Genomic DNA, 16,443 nt, shown 5'->3' on the forward strand with positions numbered 1-16,443 from the left:
TGTAAATGTTTGGCAAATATTTGGTAAATATTCAATAAATATTGAAAATCAATTCAACATATCTTAAAACTTAATATTTTTTCTCCTCAAGATGCTTCAATAATCCCCCACAAGCATCAATCAATAAATCTATCACTCGATTAAATCCTTCGGTTCCACCATAATAAGGATCTGGAACTTCTTTTAATGTATTTTCAGTACAAAAATCACACATTAAATGCACTTTATCTTGATACTCATCTGTTGAGTCCAATGTAAGAATATTCCCATAATTACTTCGATCCATCGCCAAAATCATATCAAACTCTTGAAAATCCGATACAACAAATTGACGAGCTTGACCCTGCATTTTAATTCCTAACTTCTGGAAAGCCGCTGAACTCATGCGGCGATCTGGTGCACTACCGATATGATAACTAGATGTACCAGCAGAATCACAAAAAATATCTTGTTTGGATTGACCCTGTTCCTCTATCAGGTAATTCATAATATTTTCTGCTGCAGGGGAGCGACAGATATTTCCCAGACAGACAAATAAAAGCTTATAAGCCATAAAATCAAACTCAATTTTTTCACAAACGAACGCACATTTTTTATTCCGCAACTTTACCAAATAGCTAACGCTAAATATGGAGCTAGCCAACAGATGTGATATCTAAGGTGGTTATTCTAAAAAGAAAAACAATACTTATAAAGTCAGATTTACTAGCTCCTAACAGTAAGGTTGCTAGTCAAAAGTCAACAGTCCCCAGTCCGTAATAATCGGATTTTTTGACCATTGACTATTGACATTGACTATCAAATTTTAACTAAAATCCGGGTAGTTCTAGTCCACTAGTCAAATCTTCCATGCGTTCGCGCATTGTCGCAGTAGACTTATTATATGCATCTTTCATAGCGACTGTTACTAGATCGGATAGAACATCTGCTCCTTCTTTCAATGCTTCTGGAGAAATTTCTACCCTTTTAGGTTCCTGGTTTCCTGTTACAACTACTTTAATTAAACCACCACCTGATTCTCCGGCAATTTCCATTTGCTCCAATTCGTCTTGGAGTTGCTTTGCTCCTTCTTGAACCTGCTGTGCTTTTTTGAAAGCTTCAGCTAGTTCCTTCATTTTTCCCAAACCAAAGCCAAATCCCTGTCCTTTCGTCATGATTTATGTTCCGCTAGTACTTTCAATAACAAATCAAATTCAATTATAGATGCGGCAGGTCATTTACATATTTTTTTTACTAATCAGTAATTCGTAAATATGGAATTCTACATTATCCGAACTGAAGAATTACAACTACAGCCCAATCTAAATTGTTGGGGAAATTCCCACATGAAAGAGAGATAACATGTTTTTCCCTGGGACAATCGTATGGTTCCATAATTTATTTAGGATTGCTAACGATTATTTGCAATTTTTAGCCTAGTATTACAATAATTTATCGGTCAAATCAAGCATTGAATATAATTATCCGCGCCACCAAAAATGGTAAGCGCGGACAGAAAGCTAACTAATACAAAAATCCAAAAGTTTTACTATTTAATTTTTATTCTTAACCAATAGCTTGAAATTCCCCAATCATCTTTACTTCTGGGTATAACAAAATCGACCATCTTTTCTGGACTTCGTTTTGTACGTGACGAATAAGATGGAAAATATCTCGAGCGGTTGCTCCACCACAGTTAACAATAAAATTAGCGTGACGCTCTGCTACTTGCGCATGACCAATTTGGAATCCCTTCAGACCCGTATTTTCAATCAACCAACCCGCAGCATAGGGTTTAGGATTGCGAAATACACTACCACAACTTGGTAAATGGTAAGGTTGGGTTGTCAGTCTTTGTTTTTGATGTTGCTTGGTAACTGCTAAGACCTGTGTTGGGTCTGCTCCTGGTTGGAGTTGAAAAGTTGCTTGAGTAACAATAATGTCACTTCCTTGGAGCTTAGAAGTACGATAGCTATATTCCAATCTTTCGCGCCCAAAAGTTTGTAAACTTCCATCAGATAGAAGAACTTCAGCACTGACCAAAATATCTGCTATGCAACCTTTATGAGCACCTGCATTCATAACAACTGCACCACCCACAGTCCCGGGAATACCAACAGCCCACTCAAATCCTTGACATCCTTGCTTTGCTGCTTCCCATGCTAAACCAGGAATTGGCTCTCCTGCAGATACAGTTACTAACCCCGTATCTTTGTCAAATTGAGTATGACGTAAATGGCGGGTTACTATCACTAAACCTTCAAGACCGCGATCGCTTACTAGCAGATTTGAACCTGCTCCCAATACAGTTATTGGCAAACTATGTTTTTTCGCATATTCAACGCTAGCCTGCAATCCTGCCAAATTTCGAGGAGCAACATACCATTGTGCTGGTCCACCGACTCTATAAGAGGTGTAAGCAGCAAGAGAAACTTGAGACTTAATAACGCTATCAGTACCTGCTAAGGGAATTTCTTTACTATTCACTGATTGATTTTTTATTTCTTGATTATTGCTCTGGAAAACACGACAGACACTTTCATTTGATTGGTCATCTTTCGGATTCAGCAGCATGATTATTATTTTTATTTAGATGAACCACCATATAACTACGGTCGTTTCATTAGCTTTTTGGGAATATAAAGATAGATGCATTGCTTAGGGAAAGAGAAATAACTTCCCAGATTTTGATAAACTTTGATTATGAGGTAGCTTTAGCAGGCTGGCGTAGTGCTGCGAGAACTTCGGGAATTGCCTGATTTAAATTACCAGCACCCAGGAATAATACCAGATCGCCTGGTAGCAAGGTTTCTAGTAAATAATCACAAACAGAGGCAATAGTTGGTTGATAATTGACATTGGGATGTTGTTTTGCAATTTCTGCAGCTAATTTTTCTCCACTGACTAACCCCAAGTCGGTTTCGCCAGCGCTGTAAATATCTGTGAGTATAACCAAATCTGCTCTATCAAAAGACTGAGCAAACTCTTCCAAGAATGTATGGGTACGACTGTAGCGGTGTGGTTGAAAAACAGCAACTACCCTTTGTCCTGGTCTTGCTTGTAAACGGGCTGCAGCTAAGGTTGCGCGCAGTTCGCTGGGGTGGTGAGCGTAATCATCAATAAAAGTAATACCATCAACTTCACCACGAAATTCAAAGCGGCGTCTTGCACCACCAAAAGTAGCTAGTCCTTTAGCAATTTCTCCAAATTCCAAACCCAATTCTCGACCAACAGCAACTGCTGCTAAAGCATTACTTAGATTATGATGACCGAGAACAGATAAATTGAGAACACCTAAAGCTGTACCTTTTTCCCAAACTAAAGCTGTGGTACCATCAGCCCGATAGTCAATATTTGTAACGGCGTAATCAGCCTTTGTATCTATGTCTAAACTATAAGTAACTGTTGGTTGCATCATTGAGAGAACAGTTTCACAATCAATACAAGCAACTAACATTTGACAGTTTCCAGCAAAAGTTTGGAAAGTATCAACTACTTCTTCCAAACTATCATAGTGATCGGGATGATCTAACTCTATATTGGTAATAACACCAATATGTGGAACATGCTTAACTAGGGAGCCATCAGATTCATCTGCTTCTGCTACTAAGTACTTACTTTGACCCAATCTAGCATTCCCATCCCAAGAATCAACTTCTCCACCCACCAAAATAGTTGGGTCTACACCTGCTTCCAGGAGCATGCAGCCAATCATACTACTAGTTGTAGTTTTACCATGAGTTCCTGCTACCGCAATACTGTAATATTCTGCGATTAAAGCCGCTAGAACATCAGAACGATGGAAAATTGGGCAACCTAATTCTAATGCGGCTTTATACTCTAAATTATTAGTGTTAATTGCAGTAGAACATATAACTTGTGGTAGTTTTTTATTGGCAGAATTTAACTCTTCCGGAGTCCTCCCTTGTAAATTATTTTCTTCAGAATTAGGACGGAAAAATTCTAAATTACTTGCTTGTTGCTGATTAAATATTCGAGTTCCTATTGATTCCAAACGACGGGTAATATGATTGGGACGAACATCCGAACCAGATACGGGTAACTGGCGTTTTGTAAGTACATAGGCAACCGCTGACATTCCTATGCCACCAATTCCAATAAAATGAAATGGTCTACCACTAAAATCCACAGATTGTTTCATTTATTATTCCTCTTACACCACACCGCACTATCATCTTCCAATGACACGCGTATCATATCAGGAATTTGTTTTTTACCGATACTATCTATGTGTCATTTTTATGTTTAAATTTCTAGTTATTTCTTTGCCTATTCATAAAGATTTTAGGTTACGAACTGTTTATTTTCTTCTTGAGTAGTTCATGCGTTTTTTCTAGAAAAAAATCAGAATATGAAAAAGTATACTGTATTGTAAAATACAAGACTTTCGGAAAAAGTTGACATTGAAATACGGGTATTGTAGAGGGCATAAAGCCTGTTTTCAATAAAAAATTGTCACAACAAAAATTAACCTATCCGAACGATTTTTAAGATTAAACTTAGCCTTTTACTGATTCATTTACTAATAACTCTCATAATTTATCCAATAGTGGTGAATTTCAAACAAATTCGATAGCGATTAAACCTTTTTGAACTGCTAATAACCATCCCAATAAAAACATGACTTAACACCATTTCTCTGTAATATCGTTTGTGCAAATATTAGCAATTCACCCACCATATCAAATACAAAAAATGATCGGGGAAATTCGCAAATTTATTGATAACACCACCAAGAAGGATAGAGCTATTACTTAAATTACACTCACTAAATAACTGTATAATCAATTACTATTACCTTGATTGCTCTTCAAAAGATGGGTAAATGAATTCTAGGACTTGCACTAGATTTGAAAACTAACGATTCTTGAGTCAATAAGGTCAACCTCCAATTCTTTGATTGTATTTTTATTTCTAAATTGTGAGAGCCTAACTCAAAATTACACTTCCTGCAACTACAATCAAACCACCTAGAGAAGTGTTCTATACCATAACCCCGTACTTATTGCATATCTCTTTAGAGGTAGTTTCGTCAAGTCTTATTTGCAACCCATTATCCTGAATATCCCTCGTATCATAGTTTTTCAGCCCTGATACAAAATACTTGCTTTTTGTAAAGTCAAAGCAAAGTGGATTCTGAAATGTTGATAAAAAAATATCTTTGATAGTAATGGCACCTAGAACATGTATTAAATTACTCTAAGAGTATTGTTGTTGATTACACACTTAAATTCAAGCTTTAATGACAGAAAAATAGTAACCAGTACAGATTTTTTTATAATCTGGGATTCAATAGTTATAAATACTCCCCTCTTTGCGATATGATTGGGGTCATAGATAGCATTTTGACAAGCATAAATACAGAGGGCAAGACGCTGTGATTAGAGTAGCAATTAACGGTTTCGGTCGAATCGGGCGTAATTTTATGCGCTGCTGGTTGGGTAGAGAAAATAGTAATCTAGAAGTCGTTGCTGTAAACGATACTTCAGACCCAAGAACCAATGCGCATCTACTCAAGTATGATTCGATGCTGGGTAAACTAGACCAATATGACATCAGTGCCGATGAAAATTCTATTGTTGTTGATGGCAAGACTGTTAAATGTGTATCCGATCGCAACCCAGAAAACTTGCCCTGGAAAGAGTGGGGAATTGACTTGATTATTGAGTCAACAGGAGTATTTACCACTTATGACGGAGCAATGAAGCACGTCAAGGCTGGTGCGAAAAAAGTTTTGATAACTGCTCCTGGAAAAGGTGGCGACGTTGGTACTTTTGTGGTTGGTGTCAACCATGAAGATTATGACCATGACCGATACCCAGTAATTAGCAACGCTAGTTGTACCACTAACTGTTTAGCTCCTGTTGCTAAGGTGTTGCATGAAAAATTCAACATCATCAAGGGTACAATGACTACCACCCACAGTTACACTGGTGACCAGCGCTTGTTAGATGCATCCCACCGTGATGTAAGACGGGCAAGAGCAGCAGCAGTAAATATTGTACCTACTTCTACCGGTGCAGCGAAAGCTGTAGCACTTGTAATACCAGAGCTTAAGGGTAAGTTAAATGGTGTAGCTTTACGCGTACCTACCCCCAATGTGTCAATGGTTGATTTTGTGGTGCAGGTAGAAAAACGTACCATCGCAGAAGAAGTTAATCAGGCATTTAAAGATGCTGCTAATGGCTCCATGAAAGGCATTTTAGGCTATAGCGAACTACCTTTGGTGTCTTCCGATTATCAAGGCAGTAATGATTCCTCTATCGTCGATTCTAGCCTGACCTTGGTTATGGGTAATGACATGGTAAAAGTTATGGCATGGTATGACAATGAGTGGGGTTACAGCCAACGTGTGTTAGATTTGGCTGAGATTGCTGCAGCTAAGTGGAAAAATTAGCTATTAATTACCTATTAAGCAGTACTTTATAAGCAGGATTTTTTTGTCGAACTGCGAGTTTACGGGAACGCATAACACGTTAATTTGCTCGTTTGGGATAATAGCAAACCAAAAGAACAAACAATATTAAACAGACAGTAAAACTAAACAGAAAAACCAACAAGAAAAGCGCTAATAGCCAAAAATTAAAAATGTTGAAAACTCTGTTTTAAACTGAGAGGTTTATCCTTAAATTCCCCAGTTTCATCTGTTAATAAAACTGTGGAGTCAGCTGTAATTGTGCCAATAATGGCTGCATTAGCATCCAGAATTTGCACTAGCTTTACAGCTGACTCTTTTGGTAAGCAAAGTACTAGTTGAAAATCCTCGCCACCGTAAAGAGCAGATTCTATTTGTGCTGCTTTCCCTAATAGTTTTTTCATTGCTGGATGCAGAATAATTCGATTACGTTCGATCGCTGCACCAACATTACTTGCACGACAAATTTGGAATATAGCATCAGCTAACCCATCGCTGCTATCCATCCCCGCAACACGAGGAGAAGCGAACTCAGAATCTTGAGAATTTAATATATCCCATAAAACCGGTAAAACATCCAATCGCGGCTGTGGACGTTGATGTGCTTCGATTAACGCCGCACGTTCTGATTCAGTTAAATTTTCACCTTTTTGAGGATCTAAGAGTAATTCCAAGCCAGCAGATGCAGCCCCATGAATTCCTGTCACAACGATTGCATCCCCAACTCGAGCTTGATTGCGGTAAATAGTCTGGGATTTTCTAACTCGACCAAAAGCAGTAATAGCAATAGAAATTACGGGCGATCGCACTATATCTCCACCAACTATTGGGGTCTTGTATATTTGTAAACATTGGGTTAGACCTCGATACAAATCTTCCACCCAAGTTACAGATACATCGCCTCTGAGTCCCAATCCTACAGTAATTCCCACAGGTGAAGCACCCATTGCTGCTAAATCCGATAGGTTAGCAGCAGCAGCCCGCCACCCTGCATCTTCAGCACTAGTAGTGCGATCGCTAAAATGTACTCCATCTATTAGTACGTCTGTTGTCACAACCAAAGATGTGTTTGGTACTGTTTCCAGAACAGCAGCATCATCACCAACAATCTCTGACGGACAAAAGCGTTGTAATTTTTTTAAAAGACCTTGTTCGCCTATATCTGCTATTTTCATGGTTCGCTTGTAATTTGCTCACTTTTGTCCGCCCTAATTAATTTTGGATCTTATTAATTTTAGGATTTAGGTATTGCCAAAATTCCGTAGAGACGCGAAATGTTTCCCTTGGGGAACACTAGGAAGATCGCGTCTCTACAACAGTCTAAAATTAATGAAACAGACCACTAGTACCGCTATGCGGAAGTAAAAACAGACCGCGTCCTTACGGACGAGCAAAAGTAAAAAGTCATTAGCGTTCGCCGCAGGCGCATCTCAGCGTGTCCGTAGGACATAGGTATTATATTATCTAGCTTCTGGACTTTATAAATGGTTGCTTTATTTCCGCCTTAGTGTGCTAGTTATTAGTTACTGCTGTTTGGGACAAAAAAGCAAATAACAAACTACTGATGAAGAATGATCTGCGAGTTTATGACTAAATCTATGCAGCATCAGTTGGTTCTACTAAGTTTTCTAGTCCCTTAATCACTTGAGCTGATTCAATTTTGTCACCCGCTTTTAAGACTTGTAAAACATCTTTTCCTTCGGTAACATAGGCAAAATTGGCATATCTACCATCTAAAAGATTACGTCCCGCAGGTGTCAATTCTGGTTCAAACAAAAAGAAGAAAATTTGGGATGAGCCACCATTCACTTCATCTTCCGGACGTGCTAAAGCAACACCACCATAAGCAGAAAATGGTAGAACAGGCATTTCTAAATAACGACCGTCTTCTTCTAAAGTTATGCCGTAAGTAGGTTCCTTGTCTCCTTCAACCAAAATTTCTAAGGGAATTGCTCGGTATTTACCAGTTTTAGGATCGATAAAACCTTGTTCTTTTCCTGGTGGATCTCCGGTTTGTAAAACGTAAGATTCTTCCGAACGAATGAACTCCAAACCATCATAAAAACCGCGTTGCACTAGATCTACGAAATTCCCAGCAGTTACAGGGGCACTATAACCATCTGCAACTACAATAATGTTGCCTTTAGCTGTTTTAATTTCAACCGTAGCGCGCCCTTTTAATTGTGGTAAATTGCTATACTCAGCTGGAACTTCAAAAGGAAATCCCGTTACCATTAATTGTTCCAATTCGCCAACAGTATCTAAGAGTTTACCTCTTTGGATCCAAGCTTGTTTTTTGTTTCTTGTATCTATAACTTCTCGGTAGGATTCGATTCCAGACTGTAGTTTTTCAATTAATGCTTCGGCTTGTGGATGACGTTCTTCAGGAACGCTCGCCAAAATTTTTTCTGGTTTGTCAAGAACCCTTGAAGCTTGCTTGACATCTTTAGAGATTGCTCTCCATCTACGATTTGCCCGTAATTGGTTTGCAATATCTTCTAAGCTACCTTGTAGTTTTCTTACGGGCTGGTTATCTATTGGTAATGCATATCTTAACAATGCCTTGCCATCAGAAATTGGATTCCCAGATGGTAGCAAACCAGCCAAAGAACTCGGAGTCCATCCAATCGTACTTATTCCTAAAAATAGTGCGACTAGGAGCAGCGCGATCGAACTATTTTTCAACCTAGATTTTAATAACTTCAACATTCCTATGGCTCAAATGCAGCTTTAAATTGTCGATTAGGGCTAACCCTCAATAATCTTCCCATGATTGGGACAGAGAATGGGGTATTAGAGCCGATAAGGGCACAGATAAGGGGGAAAATAAAATAAATCGGTGTAATAGTGAAATAAAAATTACCTTTTTATCGGTTAATTAATCCCAGTAAGTTTAAATAAATAATTAATTTTTATACCCTAATTTTATGTTCTGACTCCTGGCTCCTGACTTCTCAAGAATTACTGAGTTGTGAGTTGTTCTTCTGGTTCTTCAACCGGCGAATCATCTACAATTTCAACTTCTGGAGCTGGCTCTCGCAAGGATACGGTAATATCAGCACCATTAATTATTGCTCCTAATAACCCCATTTCCGATTCCTGTAACTGGTCGATAGCTTCACTCAGTAAATTTTCCTCGGTATAGTTTGGTCTCGCAACTATGATTGTGCCATCGCTGTAGGGTTGAATGAGCAGAGCATCATTAGAAAAAGTTAATGTATGAGTATCTAAAATAACTAAATCATATCGCTGACGCGCATCCTCCATCAACCTTTTAATTTCACTAGATTCTAAAACTGCAGCAGGTTGACGTACTGGTCCAGCACTGGGGATTATGTATAAATTTTCTACATCTGGTACTAAACGAATACATTCACTCAGACTGCCATAATAACGTAGGGGTTCAACACTTGCTTCGCTGTTGGGAGTAACTTTAAGGGATTCACATCGGGAAGGTGATCGCAAATCGGTTTCAATAATCAAGGTACGTTTCCCAGCCCGTGCGGAAGCGATACCCAAGTGATAAGCGCTGAATGTTTTACCTTCAGAACTGCTTGTAGAGCACAGTAAAACGACCTTTACATCTTGACCCCCAACTCGACGCACAGTACTGCGTAACCTTTCACAATACTCTAAATATGGAGAATTTGCTTCTAGAGCCATGGGTAGAATATCGGGCTCCAAATTTTGCTCTACAACTAAAGGTAATTCGCCCAAAAGGATAACTTCTTTTTGTTTCAAGCTTTCACGAATATCTTCCTTGGTTTTGAAAGTACCTTCCAGGGAGCCTAATAAGAATATAACCCCACCTCCAACAATCAATCCAAAGAAAACTCCTACGCCGAGTGTTGTCACTAGACTTGTTGGTGGTTTGGCATCAACTATGACTGAAGGCGGTCTTGCAATATCAAGACTGGAAACTGTTTCGGCTTCTGCCGCTTTAGCATCTGCTAATTTCGCCTGTATTTGGTCGTAAACAGCTCTATTGAGGGCTACTTGTTGTTCTAATCGAGAACGCTCTAATTGTTTATTCGGAATCAAAGAATATTGTTTGCGTAACTTTGCTTCTTCCTGGACTTGCATTTCCAGTTGTCTTTGGAGAGTTTCTTTTTGAGTTTGCAAAGCTACTAATTGATTTGCTAACTGTTGACGTGCTGGATCTAAATTACTTTGGGAACGAATTCCTTTGATATTACCGGGTAAGGGACTAGCAACCCCAGCGCCCCCAACAACCTCTTCTGCTCGTTGCTGGAATAATTGTTCGTAAGCTTCTTTTTGCCGACGCAGTTGAATCATGGTCGGATGATCGGGGCGCAAATCTCTACGAAGTATCTGCATTTGCGTTTCAGCTTGATAAATCTGACTGCGTAAATTAGCAATAATCGGATCTGCACTTAAAGCAGAAGAAATATAAGCTCTTTCCACATCAAGCCCAAGCTTTTCTTGAAGGCTGCGAATTTGAGCATCAATCCCCGACAATGTCAGTTTTAACTGTCTTTGCTGAGCTTGACTATTGGTCACAGCATTAAGCAAAATTCCATTTTCTGCTGCTAAAATTGCCGGTCTTTCCAATCGGTCATAAACTTCAAGTTTTCGCTCTGCAGCTTGTAATTCTTTCTGAACCAGAGGTAAACGTTGATTAATGTTATCAATAATTACTTTCAATCGCCTGGTATTCATTTCCTGACTCAGTTTGACCATTGCTTGCATGTATATTTGCAATGTCAAAGCTGCTCTTTTGCGATCGCTATCCTTATATTGTAAACCAATAGTTCCACCTCCTCCATCTGTTGCAGGCGGTAACTTGATATTAAGATTTCTCGCAATTTCTTCTGGCTTCCTACCTACTTTTTCTGCAACTGCTTCAATGACGGCAGAAGTAAGAAAAGTTCCCTTACTTAGTTGCTGTCCCTGCTGTTGAATCTCTGTACCCGTAACAGAGAAGGAAACTGGAGGACGAGTGTAACTTAACGCAGATTGCCCCAAGTAACTTGGCGGAGGTGCTGGTTGCATTGCCATAAAGGTAGAACCAGTGACAATTAAGCCAAAACTGGCGCATCCGATCCACTTATACTTTGCAAAAGCTATTAAATATCGTTTAACAATCGGTGGTGCCATGACAATTATCCCAAGGATTAGTGGCAGTTTTGGAGAGTAAATATTTCATCAAAAACCCCCACCAAAAGAATCAAAAAAGCGAATAAAGTTTTGAACATCAAAGAAAGGGCGGGTAATTAAAGAGAGAGTATTGGTAATTCTGGTTATTAGGTTTCGACCAACAACGATAACATCATTATCTTGGAGTGGCACGTTTTGAGACCTATCTCCTGCAAGTGCTTTTTTCGCATCTAATCTTTGAGTTATGGCTTTACCCCGCTCTGGATCGAATCGAACTAAAGCTATTTGGCGAAGATTAGCATTTTCAGGATTAATTCCTGTCAAAACATCAATAAAAGTGCTGCCATTGGGTAAAGTTTGGGTTGCAATACCACCTCCTGCGTAGTTTAAAACTCGCACTTTAATTTGGGGTACAGCTAAGGAAGAACGAGCAACCAATCTGCGATCGTAAGTGTCATCAGTACCAATTTCGCGAGGAGGAACAAAAATTGTATCGCCGTCTTGTAAGCGTAAATTAGGTAAAGAGGCACCATTTTGTAAAGGAGCATATAAATCTACATCAGTTGTCAAAATTGAACCATCAAGCCGCTTTCTCCTAACCTGTATTTTGCGTAAATCAGCCTTCATTGTTGAGCCGCCAGCTACTTGTAATGCATCAGTTACCCTGGCTGTTATTGGGCTAATTGGATAAATTCCCGGACGGGAGATTTCACCTGCGATCGCAATTTGTACAGGTCGTTCACCAACTAGGGCAACTGTAACTAACGGATCTACAAAAATACGACTTAAACCCAAACGAATCTTTTCTTCTGCTTCTGGTAAACTCAAACCTTGTACTGAAACCGTTCCTAACCTAGGTATGGTAATATTTCCTTCAGCATCAACTATGGCTTGGAAATTGGGATCTTGACGCTTTGAAAACAGAGATAAGGTTACTACTGGATTGACAACATAGCGATTAAAGCCTGCGCGAATATTATTTTGTGCTTGTTGCAAAGTTAAACCCTTAAGAAAGATTTTTCCCAAGAGTGGCGCAGTAACATTACCTTCAGAATTAATTGCAGCTCGAAAATTCAAATCCGGAAAGCGTTGGACAACAACGTCGATGGCATCTCCTTCATCTAACCGGTAATCGCCAGGTTTTTGATTAACTAACACATTGATAGCATCCCCCGCCCCCAAAATATAACGTGAAAATTCTGGAGGAACAGCATTTTTCAATACTGGTGGGGAATTTTCAGCATTCAGTGGTGGAGTGGGTGGTGGTACTTGTGATGGTGGTATGTGTGGTATTACTTCCGGGAGCGGCATATTTTGTGCAGCAACAGGTAAAACCGATGTTGGCAATAAAACTCCCGTGACATGAATGCTAATAAGAGATAAAACTCTAAATGCATTTACATTAAACCGAGTAACTACAAACATCAGTATTTTTTCTGTATAACTCAAGTCAAGTATCGAACGCCCATTCTAAACTTAGGTAACCACAAATGTCTGCTCTAAATGGTGAAAATTTATGATTGGAATTTTTGCAAAGGTAGGGGATAACGAAGGATAAACTAAAGATTATTAATCAACAAGAGCGGATCGAAAACCCATTCTTCAATTCCTAATACTCCTAATTTAATTCTCAATAACTTTCATTTTTTCTGAAAAGAATTGACTACCAAACTAGCTTGTACCTGTTCCACTAACGATTGTGCAATTGACCAATTTTCCTTTACCTCTCCCAGAGGTTCCATAGGAATCATAATATTTACTGCAACCCAGGGAACGCGTTCTTTTCTTAACTGTGCCATTTGATCAGCAACAAACCACTTAAAAGTCGAAGGACTCCCCCCATTCGGCGTTGCATACCATTGTAGGATTGCGTAGGTTTGACGATTTTTTAAAACTGCTCGAAAAAAATTAGCTTTAATTTTATTATTGGTATTTGAACTTGAATCAGTAGGTTGGATTGTAAATTCAGGTGTCTCAAATTGGGCAACTTTCCACTGCCAAAAACCTTTAATTTCCGTCCACTCTGTCTGTGGTTGATTTCTTGGGCCATTTTGTGGCAATAAGAGCAAGTAGGAAATTTTATCTGAGTTTTTTTGTTTAATTTTCTGCCACAACCATTTATGTCCTCCAATTTGTCTTTCTACTGTTTCTAAAGTTTCCCATCCAGATAGTTTTAATCCTGTTTTACGTATCTGTTTAACTTCTTTTAGATTAGCTACCCTTGGCGGTTCTTTCCACTGCCAATTACCACTTAAATATCCTGGAACACCACTAATTAATAAAATTAAGATTAGGAGCAGAGCTGCAAATACATGGGGAATATTATTTCTTTGAAAAGACGTATCATTAGAAATCATATTTTTTAAGAATAAATAATCATAAAACAAATTTTAAATTTTCAATATTTTTTGCCACAATAATGACTTGGATATACACCAGTTAACTATGACTAATAATTTTTATTGTCAGCTTTTGGCGTTTGTTGACGCACTACGTGAACACGCGTAGCGCTACAAAACTAAGAGAAAATTAATTAACAGAAAAACGCCGATCTATCCAATTCAAAACTGGTATTAAAGAAAGTAACATCACAGCAGAATAAAGGTCACCTCCCCAGCCATCATGTAACCATTTAAAGGTTTGATCTTGAGCAGTACCGTGAAAATATGTCAGTAAAGTATTACGAATCACATTGGCAGTAACACTAATTAAAACAGCACTAGACAAGAACCAAATAGTCTTACGTTTATCAGATAAAATCCCTACCCAATAAAGTAAAATTAAACTGATATATAAGGTTGTAAAGAGCATTTTTAAACCAGCACAGTAAGGTGCAACTTCTACAATCCTTCCTCCTACATAAATATTAATTCCATCGACAACAACTTCCATCCCAAATTGATGTAATACAAAAGCTGCAGTACCTGCAATAAAACTTTGTAAAGGTAAAGTAAAAGGCGTAATCAAATAAGGAATAGCAGTTGGGGTTGCAAGAAAAACTAATAGTAAGGGAAAAGACTGTAATTTAAAGCCAGCAAATCCCTTAAACCAGAAACAAATTCCTGTCAAAATGACAGGAAAAGATAAATTAACCCATTCCGGTACTCCGGTGAGGTAAAAACAAGAACCGACTACAAGTAAAGCACCCCCTAAAGGATGAGCAATATTCGGTAGACGTCCCCACTGTTTTCGATGGGACCAAACCAAGTAAGCAGCAAAAGGTATACCAATAATCCCATGACTAAAATATTCATGTTCTATGCTGATACTTTTTTTCAGCCAACCATCTAGCCAATGGAGCAAAATTGGCGCATAAAGTAGCAACAAAACCCCGAATAAAGCGAAATTGAATAATTCCAGCCGATTAGTTTTTTTAAGTGGATACTGAAGTGACATAATTTTTTATAGCTCAAATTTTATAGCTCAAAACTTAAATGTCAGAAGTCAGGAGAGTTGTAGAGACGCAACAGAACCTGCAGTGTTGGTGGAGCTTTCTGATCCACTAACACCTGTAACAATCGAGCCGAGCGCTGCAATAACTTCGCGAACTTGATTGTTGGTTAAACCCGGATACATGGGTAAAGAAAGTATTTGCTGTGATAGTTTTTCTGATACAGGAAAATCACCTGCTTGGTAACCCAACTCAGAAAATGCTGGTTGTAGGTGACAAGGAGTTGGATAGTGAATACCTGTTTGAATCCCCAATTCTGTAAGTTTTTCTTGAATAGTTTCCCGCGTTTGAGGACAAGAGTTATCAATTTTGATTATATAAAGGTGATAAACATGTCCATCACCACTGTGATTTTCTAAGGGAATAATTCCATAGTTTTTGAGGTATTCAAGTTCGGTGTCATACTGTTGAGCGATGTTGAAGCGATCGCGATTCCAGTCTGTTAAATGTGGTAGTTTTTGCTGTAAAACAGCAGCTTGCAATGTATCTAAACGACTGTTAGTACCAAATTCTGTATGGAAGTATTTTTTAGATGCTCCATAATTCCGCAACTTTACCATCATTTTGGCTACATCTGGATCTCGAGTTACTAACATTCCTCCATCACCAATTGCTCCCAAATTTTTACTGGGATAAAAACTAAAAGCTGCAGCTATTCCTACCGAGCCAGGATGATAACCTTCTCGTTGTGCTAGATGGGCTTGGGCTGCATCTTCAAAAATTAGTAATTTATAAGTATCAGCAAAGTCTAATAGTTCTTGTGGCGATACCATTTGACCATAAAGATGGACGGGAAGAATTGCTTTTGTTCTAGTAGTAATAATTGCTTCTGCTGCTTCTAAATCAATTAATGCTGTATCTGGTTTACAATCAACAAAAATAGGTTTTGCACCAGCACGTAGTACCCCTATTAATGTGGCAACAAAAGTATTAGCAGGCAAAATTACTTCATCACCATTATTGATTCCACAAGCTCTTAAACCGAGGGCAATCGCATCAGTTCCTGAAGCTACCCCAACACCGTATTCTGCACCGGATTTTGTCGCGAAAGCTGTTTCAAAATCTGCGAGCGCTTTACCTAGGACAAAATCACCTCTATCTAATACATTTTCAATTGCATTTTCTAGTTCCTTTTTAATTACTTGATGTTGTTTACTTAAATCAACAAAAGGAATTTTAATATTCATTTTATTATTTGAGTATTGAACTAAAAAAAGAGTTTATTTTTAGTTATTTAAATGTGTTTAATATCTGCCGAATATTTATGTATGATTAAAGGCTAAATCTTGAAAAATATCACTGAGCAAATTAAAACACAAATTTATTTCAGCTTTTTGGCAAAATGCAAAATCAATAACAACTTCATTAGGAACATGCTTTGGTAAAAGTAAATTAATTGTGTAGAGAATGAGCTATTTATCGGAAAATTAAAATAATACAATTGACTAAATACTCTTAT

At 38.3% G+C, this 16,443-nt stretch carries 12 protein-coding genes; 1 reads left to right on the plus strand and 11 read right to left on the minus strand.

Translation table 11 applies throughout. The annotated features are described in order from the left end of the window. Positions 1 to 70: 70 nt before the first annotated feature. The 4 genes from QNJ50_RS04370 to murC form a co-directional block, all read right to left on the minus strand. Entirely contained in the window at positions 71 to 553 is a 483-nt protein-coding gene (locus QNJ50_RS04370) for a low molecular weight protein-tyrosine-phosphatase (RefSeq protein WP_300632463.1), read from the minus strand. A 256-nt stretch (positions 554 to 809) separates the two neighbouring features. Then, positions 810 to 1,154, minus strand: a complete 345-nt coding sequence (locus QNJ50_RS04375) for a YbaB/EbfC family nucleoid-associated protein (RefSeq protein ID WP_027840815.1) — start codon at positions 1,152 to 1,154, stop codon at positions 810 to 812. Positions 1,155 to 1,545: 391 nt separating this feature from the next. After that, positions 1,546 to 2,553, minus strand: a complete 1,008-nt coding sequence (gene murB, locus QNJ50_RS04380) for a UDP-N-acetylmuramate dehydrogenase (protein ID WP_300632468.1) — start codon at positions 2,551 to 2,553, stop codon at positions 1,546 to 1,548. 127 nt (positions 2,554 to 2,680) lie between these two features. Next, positions 2,681 to 4,141: a UDP-N-acetylmuramate--L-alanine ligase gene (gene murC, locus QNJ50_RS04385; protein ID WP_300632470.1), complete on the minus strand. Its 1,461-nt coding sequence runs from the start codon at positions 4,139 to 4,141 to the stop codon at positions 2,681 to 2,683. Positions 4,142 to 5,377: 1,236 nt separating this feature from the next. On the opposite strand from murC, the gene QNJ50_RS04390 reads away from it, so the two are divergent. Next, positions 5,378 to 6,397 (plus strand): type I glyceraldehyde-3-phosphate dehydrogenase, encoded by a 1,020-nt coding sequence (locus QNJ50_RS04390; protein ID WP_027840812.1) that lies wholly within the window; start codon positions 5,378 to 5,380, stop codon positions 6,395 to 6,397. A gap of 185 nt (positions 6,398 to 6,582) precedes the next feature. Here the strand turns inward: QNJ50_RS04390 and thiL are convergent, their stop codons facing one another. From thiL to QNJ50_RS04425, 7 genes are all read right to left on the minus strand, one after another. Then, positions 6,583 to 7,590, minus strand: coding sequence for a thiamine-phosphate kinase (gene thiL / locus QNJ50_RS04395; RefSeq protein WP_300632473.1), 1,008 nt, complete (start codon positions 7,588 to 7,590; stop codon positions 6,583 to 6,585). Positions 7,591 to 8,011: 421 nt separating this feature from the next. After that, positions 8,012 to 9,124 carry a peptidylprolyl isomerase gene (locus tag QNJ50_RS04400; protein ID WP_300632474.1) on the minus strand — a complete coding sequence of 371 codons (1,113 nt, stop codon included), beginning with the start codon at positions 9,122 to 9,124 and terminating at the stop codon, positions 8,012 to 8,014. A gap of 252 nt (positions 9,125 to 9,376) precedes the next feature. Further along, positions 9,377 to 11,533, minus strand: a complete 2,157-nt coding sequence (locus QNJ50_RS04405) for a tyrosine-protein kinase domain-containing protein (protein WP_300632476.1) — start codon at positions 11,531 to 11,533, stop codon at positions 9,377 to 9,379. Between the two features lie 48 nt (positions 11,534 to 11,581). Beyond that, positions 11,582 to 12,958: a polysaccharide biosynthesis/export family protein gene (locus QNJ50_RS04410; protein WP_300632479.1), complete on the minus strand. Its 1,377-nt coding sequence runs from the start codon at positions 12,956 to 12,958 to the stop codon at positions 11,582 to 11,584. Positions 12,959 to 13,173: 215 nt separating this feature from the next. After that, a complete protein-coding gene (locus QNJ50_RS04415; RefSeq protein WP_300632481.1) occupies positions 13,174 to 13,890 on the minus strand; it encodes a cyanoexosortase B system-associated protein in 717 nt (238 codons plus the stop codon). Positions 13,891 to 14,062: 172 nt separating this feature from the next. Then, on the minus strand, positions 14,063 to 14,929 hold the full coding sequence (gene crtB, locus QNJ50_RS04420) for a cyanoexosortase B (protein ID WP_300632484.1): 867 nt from the start codon (positions 14,927 to 14,929) through the stop codon (positions 14,063 to 14,065). Positions 14,930 to 14,977: 48 nt separating this feature from the next. Then, positions 14,978 to 16,171 (minus strand): DegT/DnrJ/EryC1/StrS aminotransferase family protein, encoded by a 1,194-nt coding sequence (locus QNJ50_RS04425; protein ID WP_300632487.1) that lies wholly within the window; start codon positions 16,169 to 16,171, stop codon positions 14,978 to 14,980. Between the last annotated feature and the right edge of the window lie 272 nt (positions 16,172 to 16,443).

This window comes from Mastigocoleus sp. MO_188.B34, from assembly GCF_030065675.1.
In the GTDB taxonomy this organism is placed as follows: Bacteria; Cyanobacteriota; Cyanobacteriia; order Cyanobacteriales; family Nostocaceae; genus Mastigocoleus.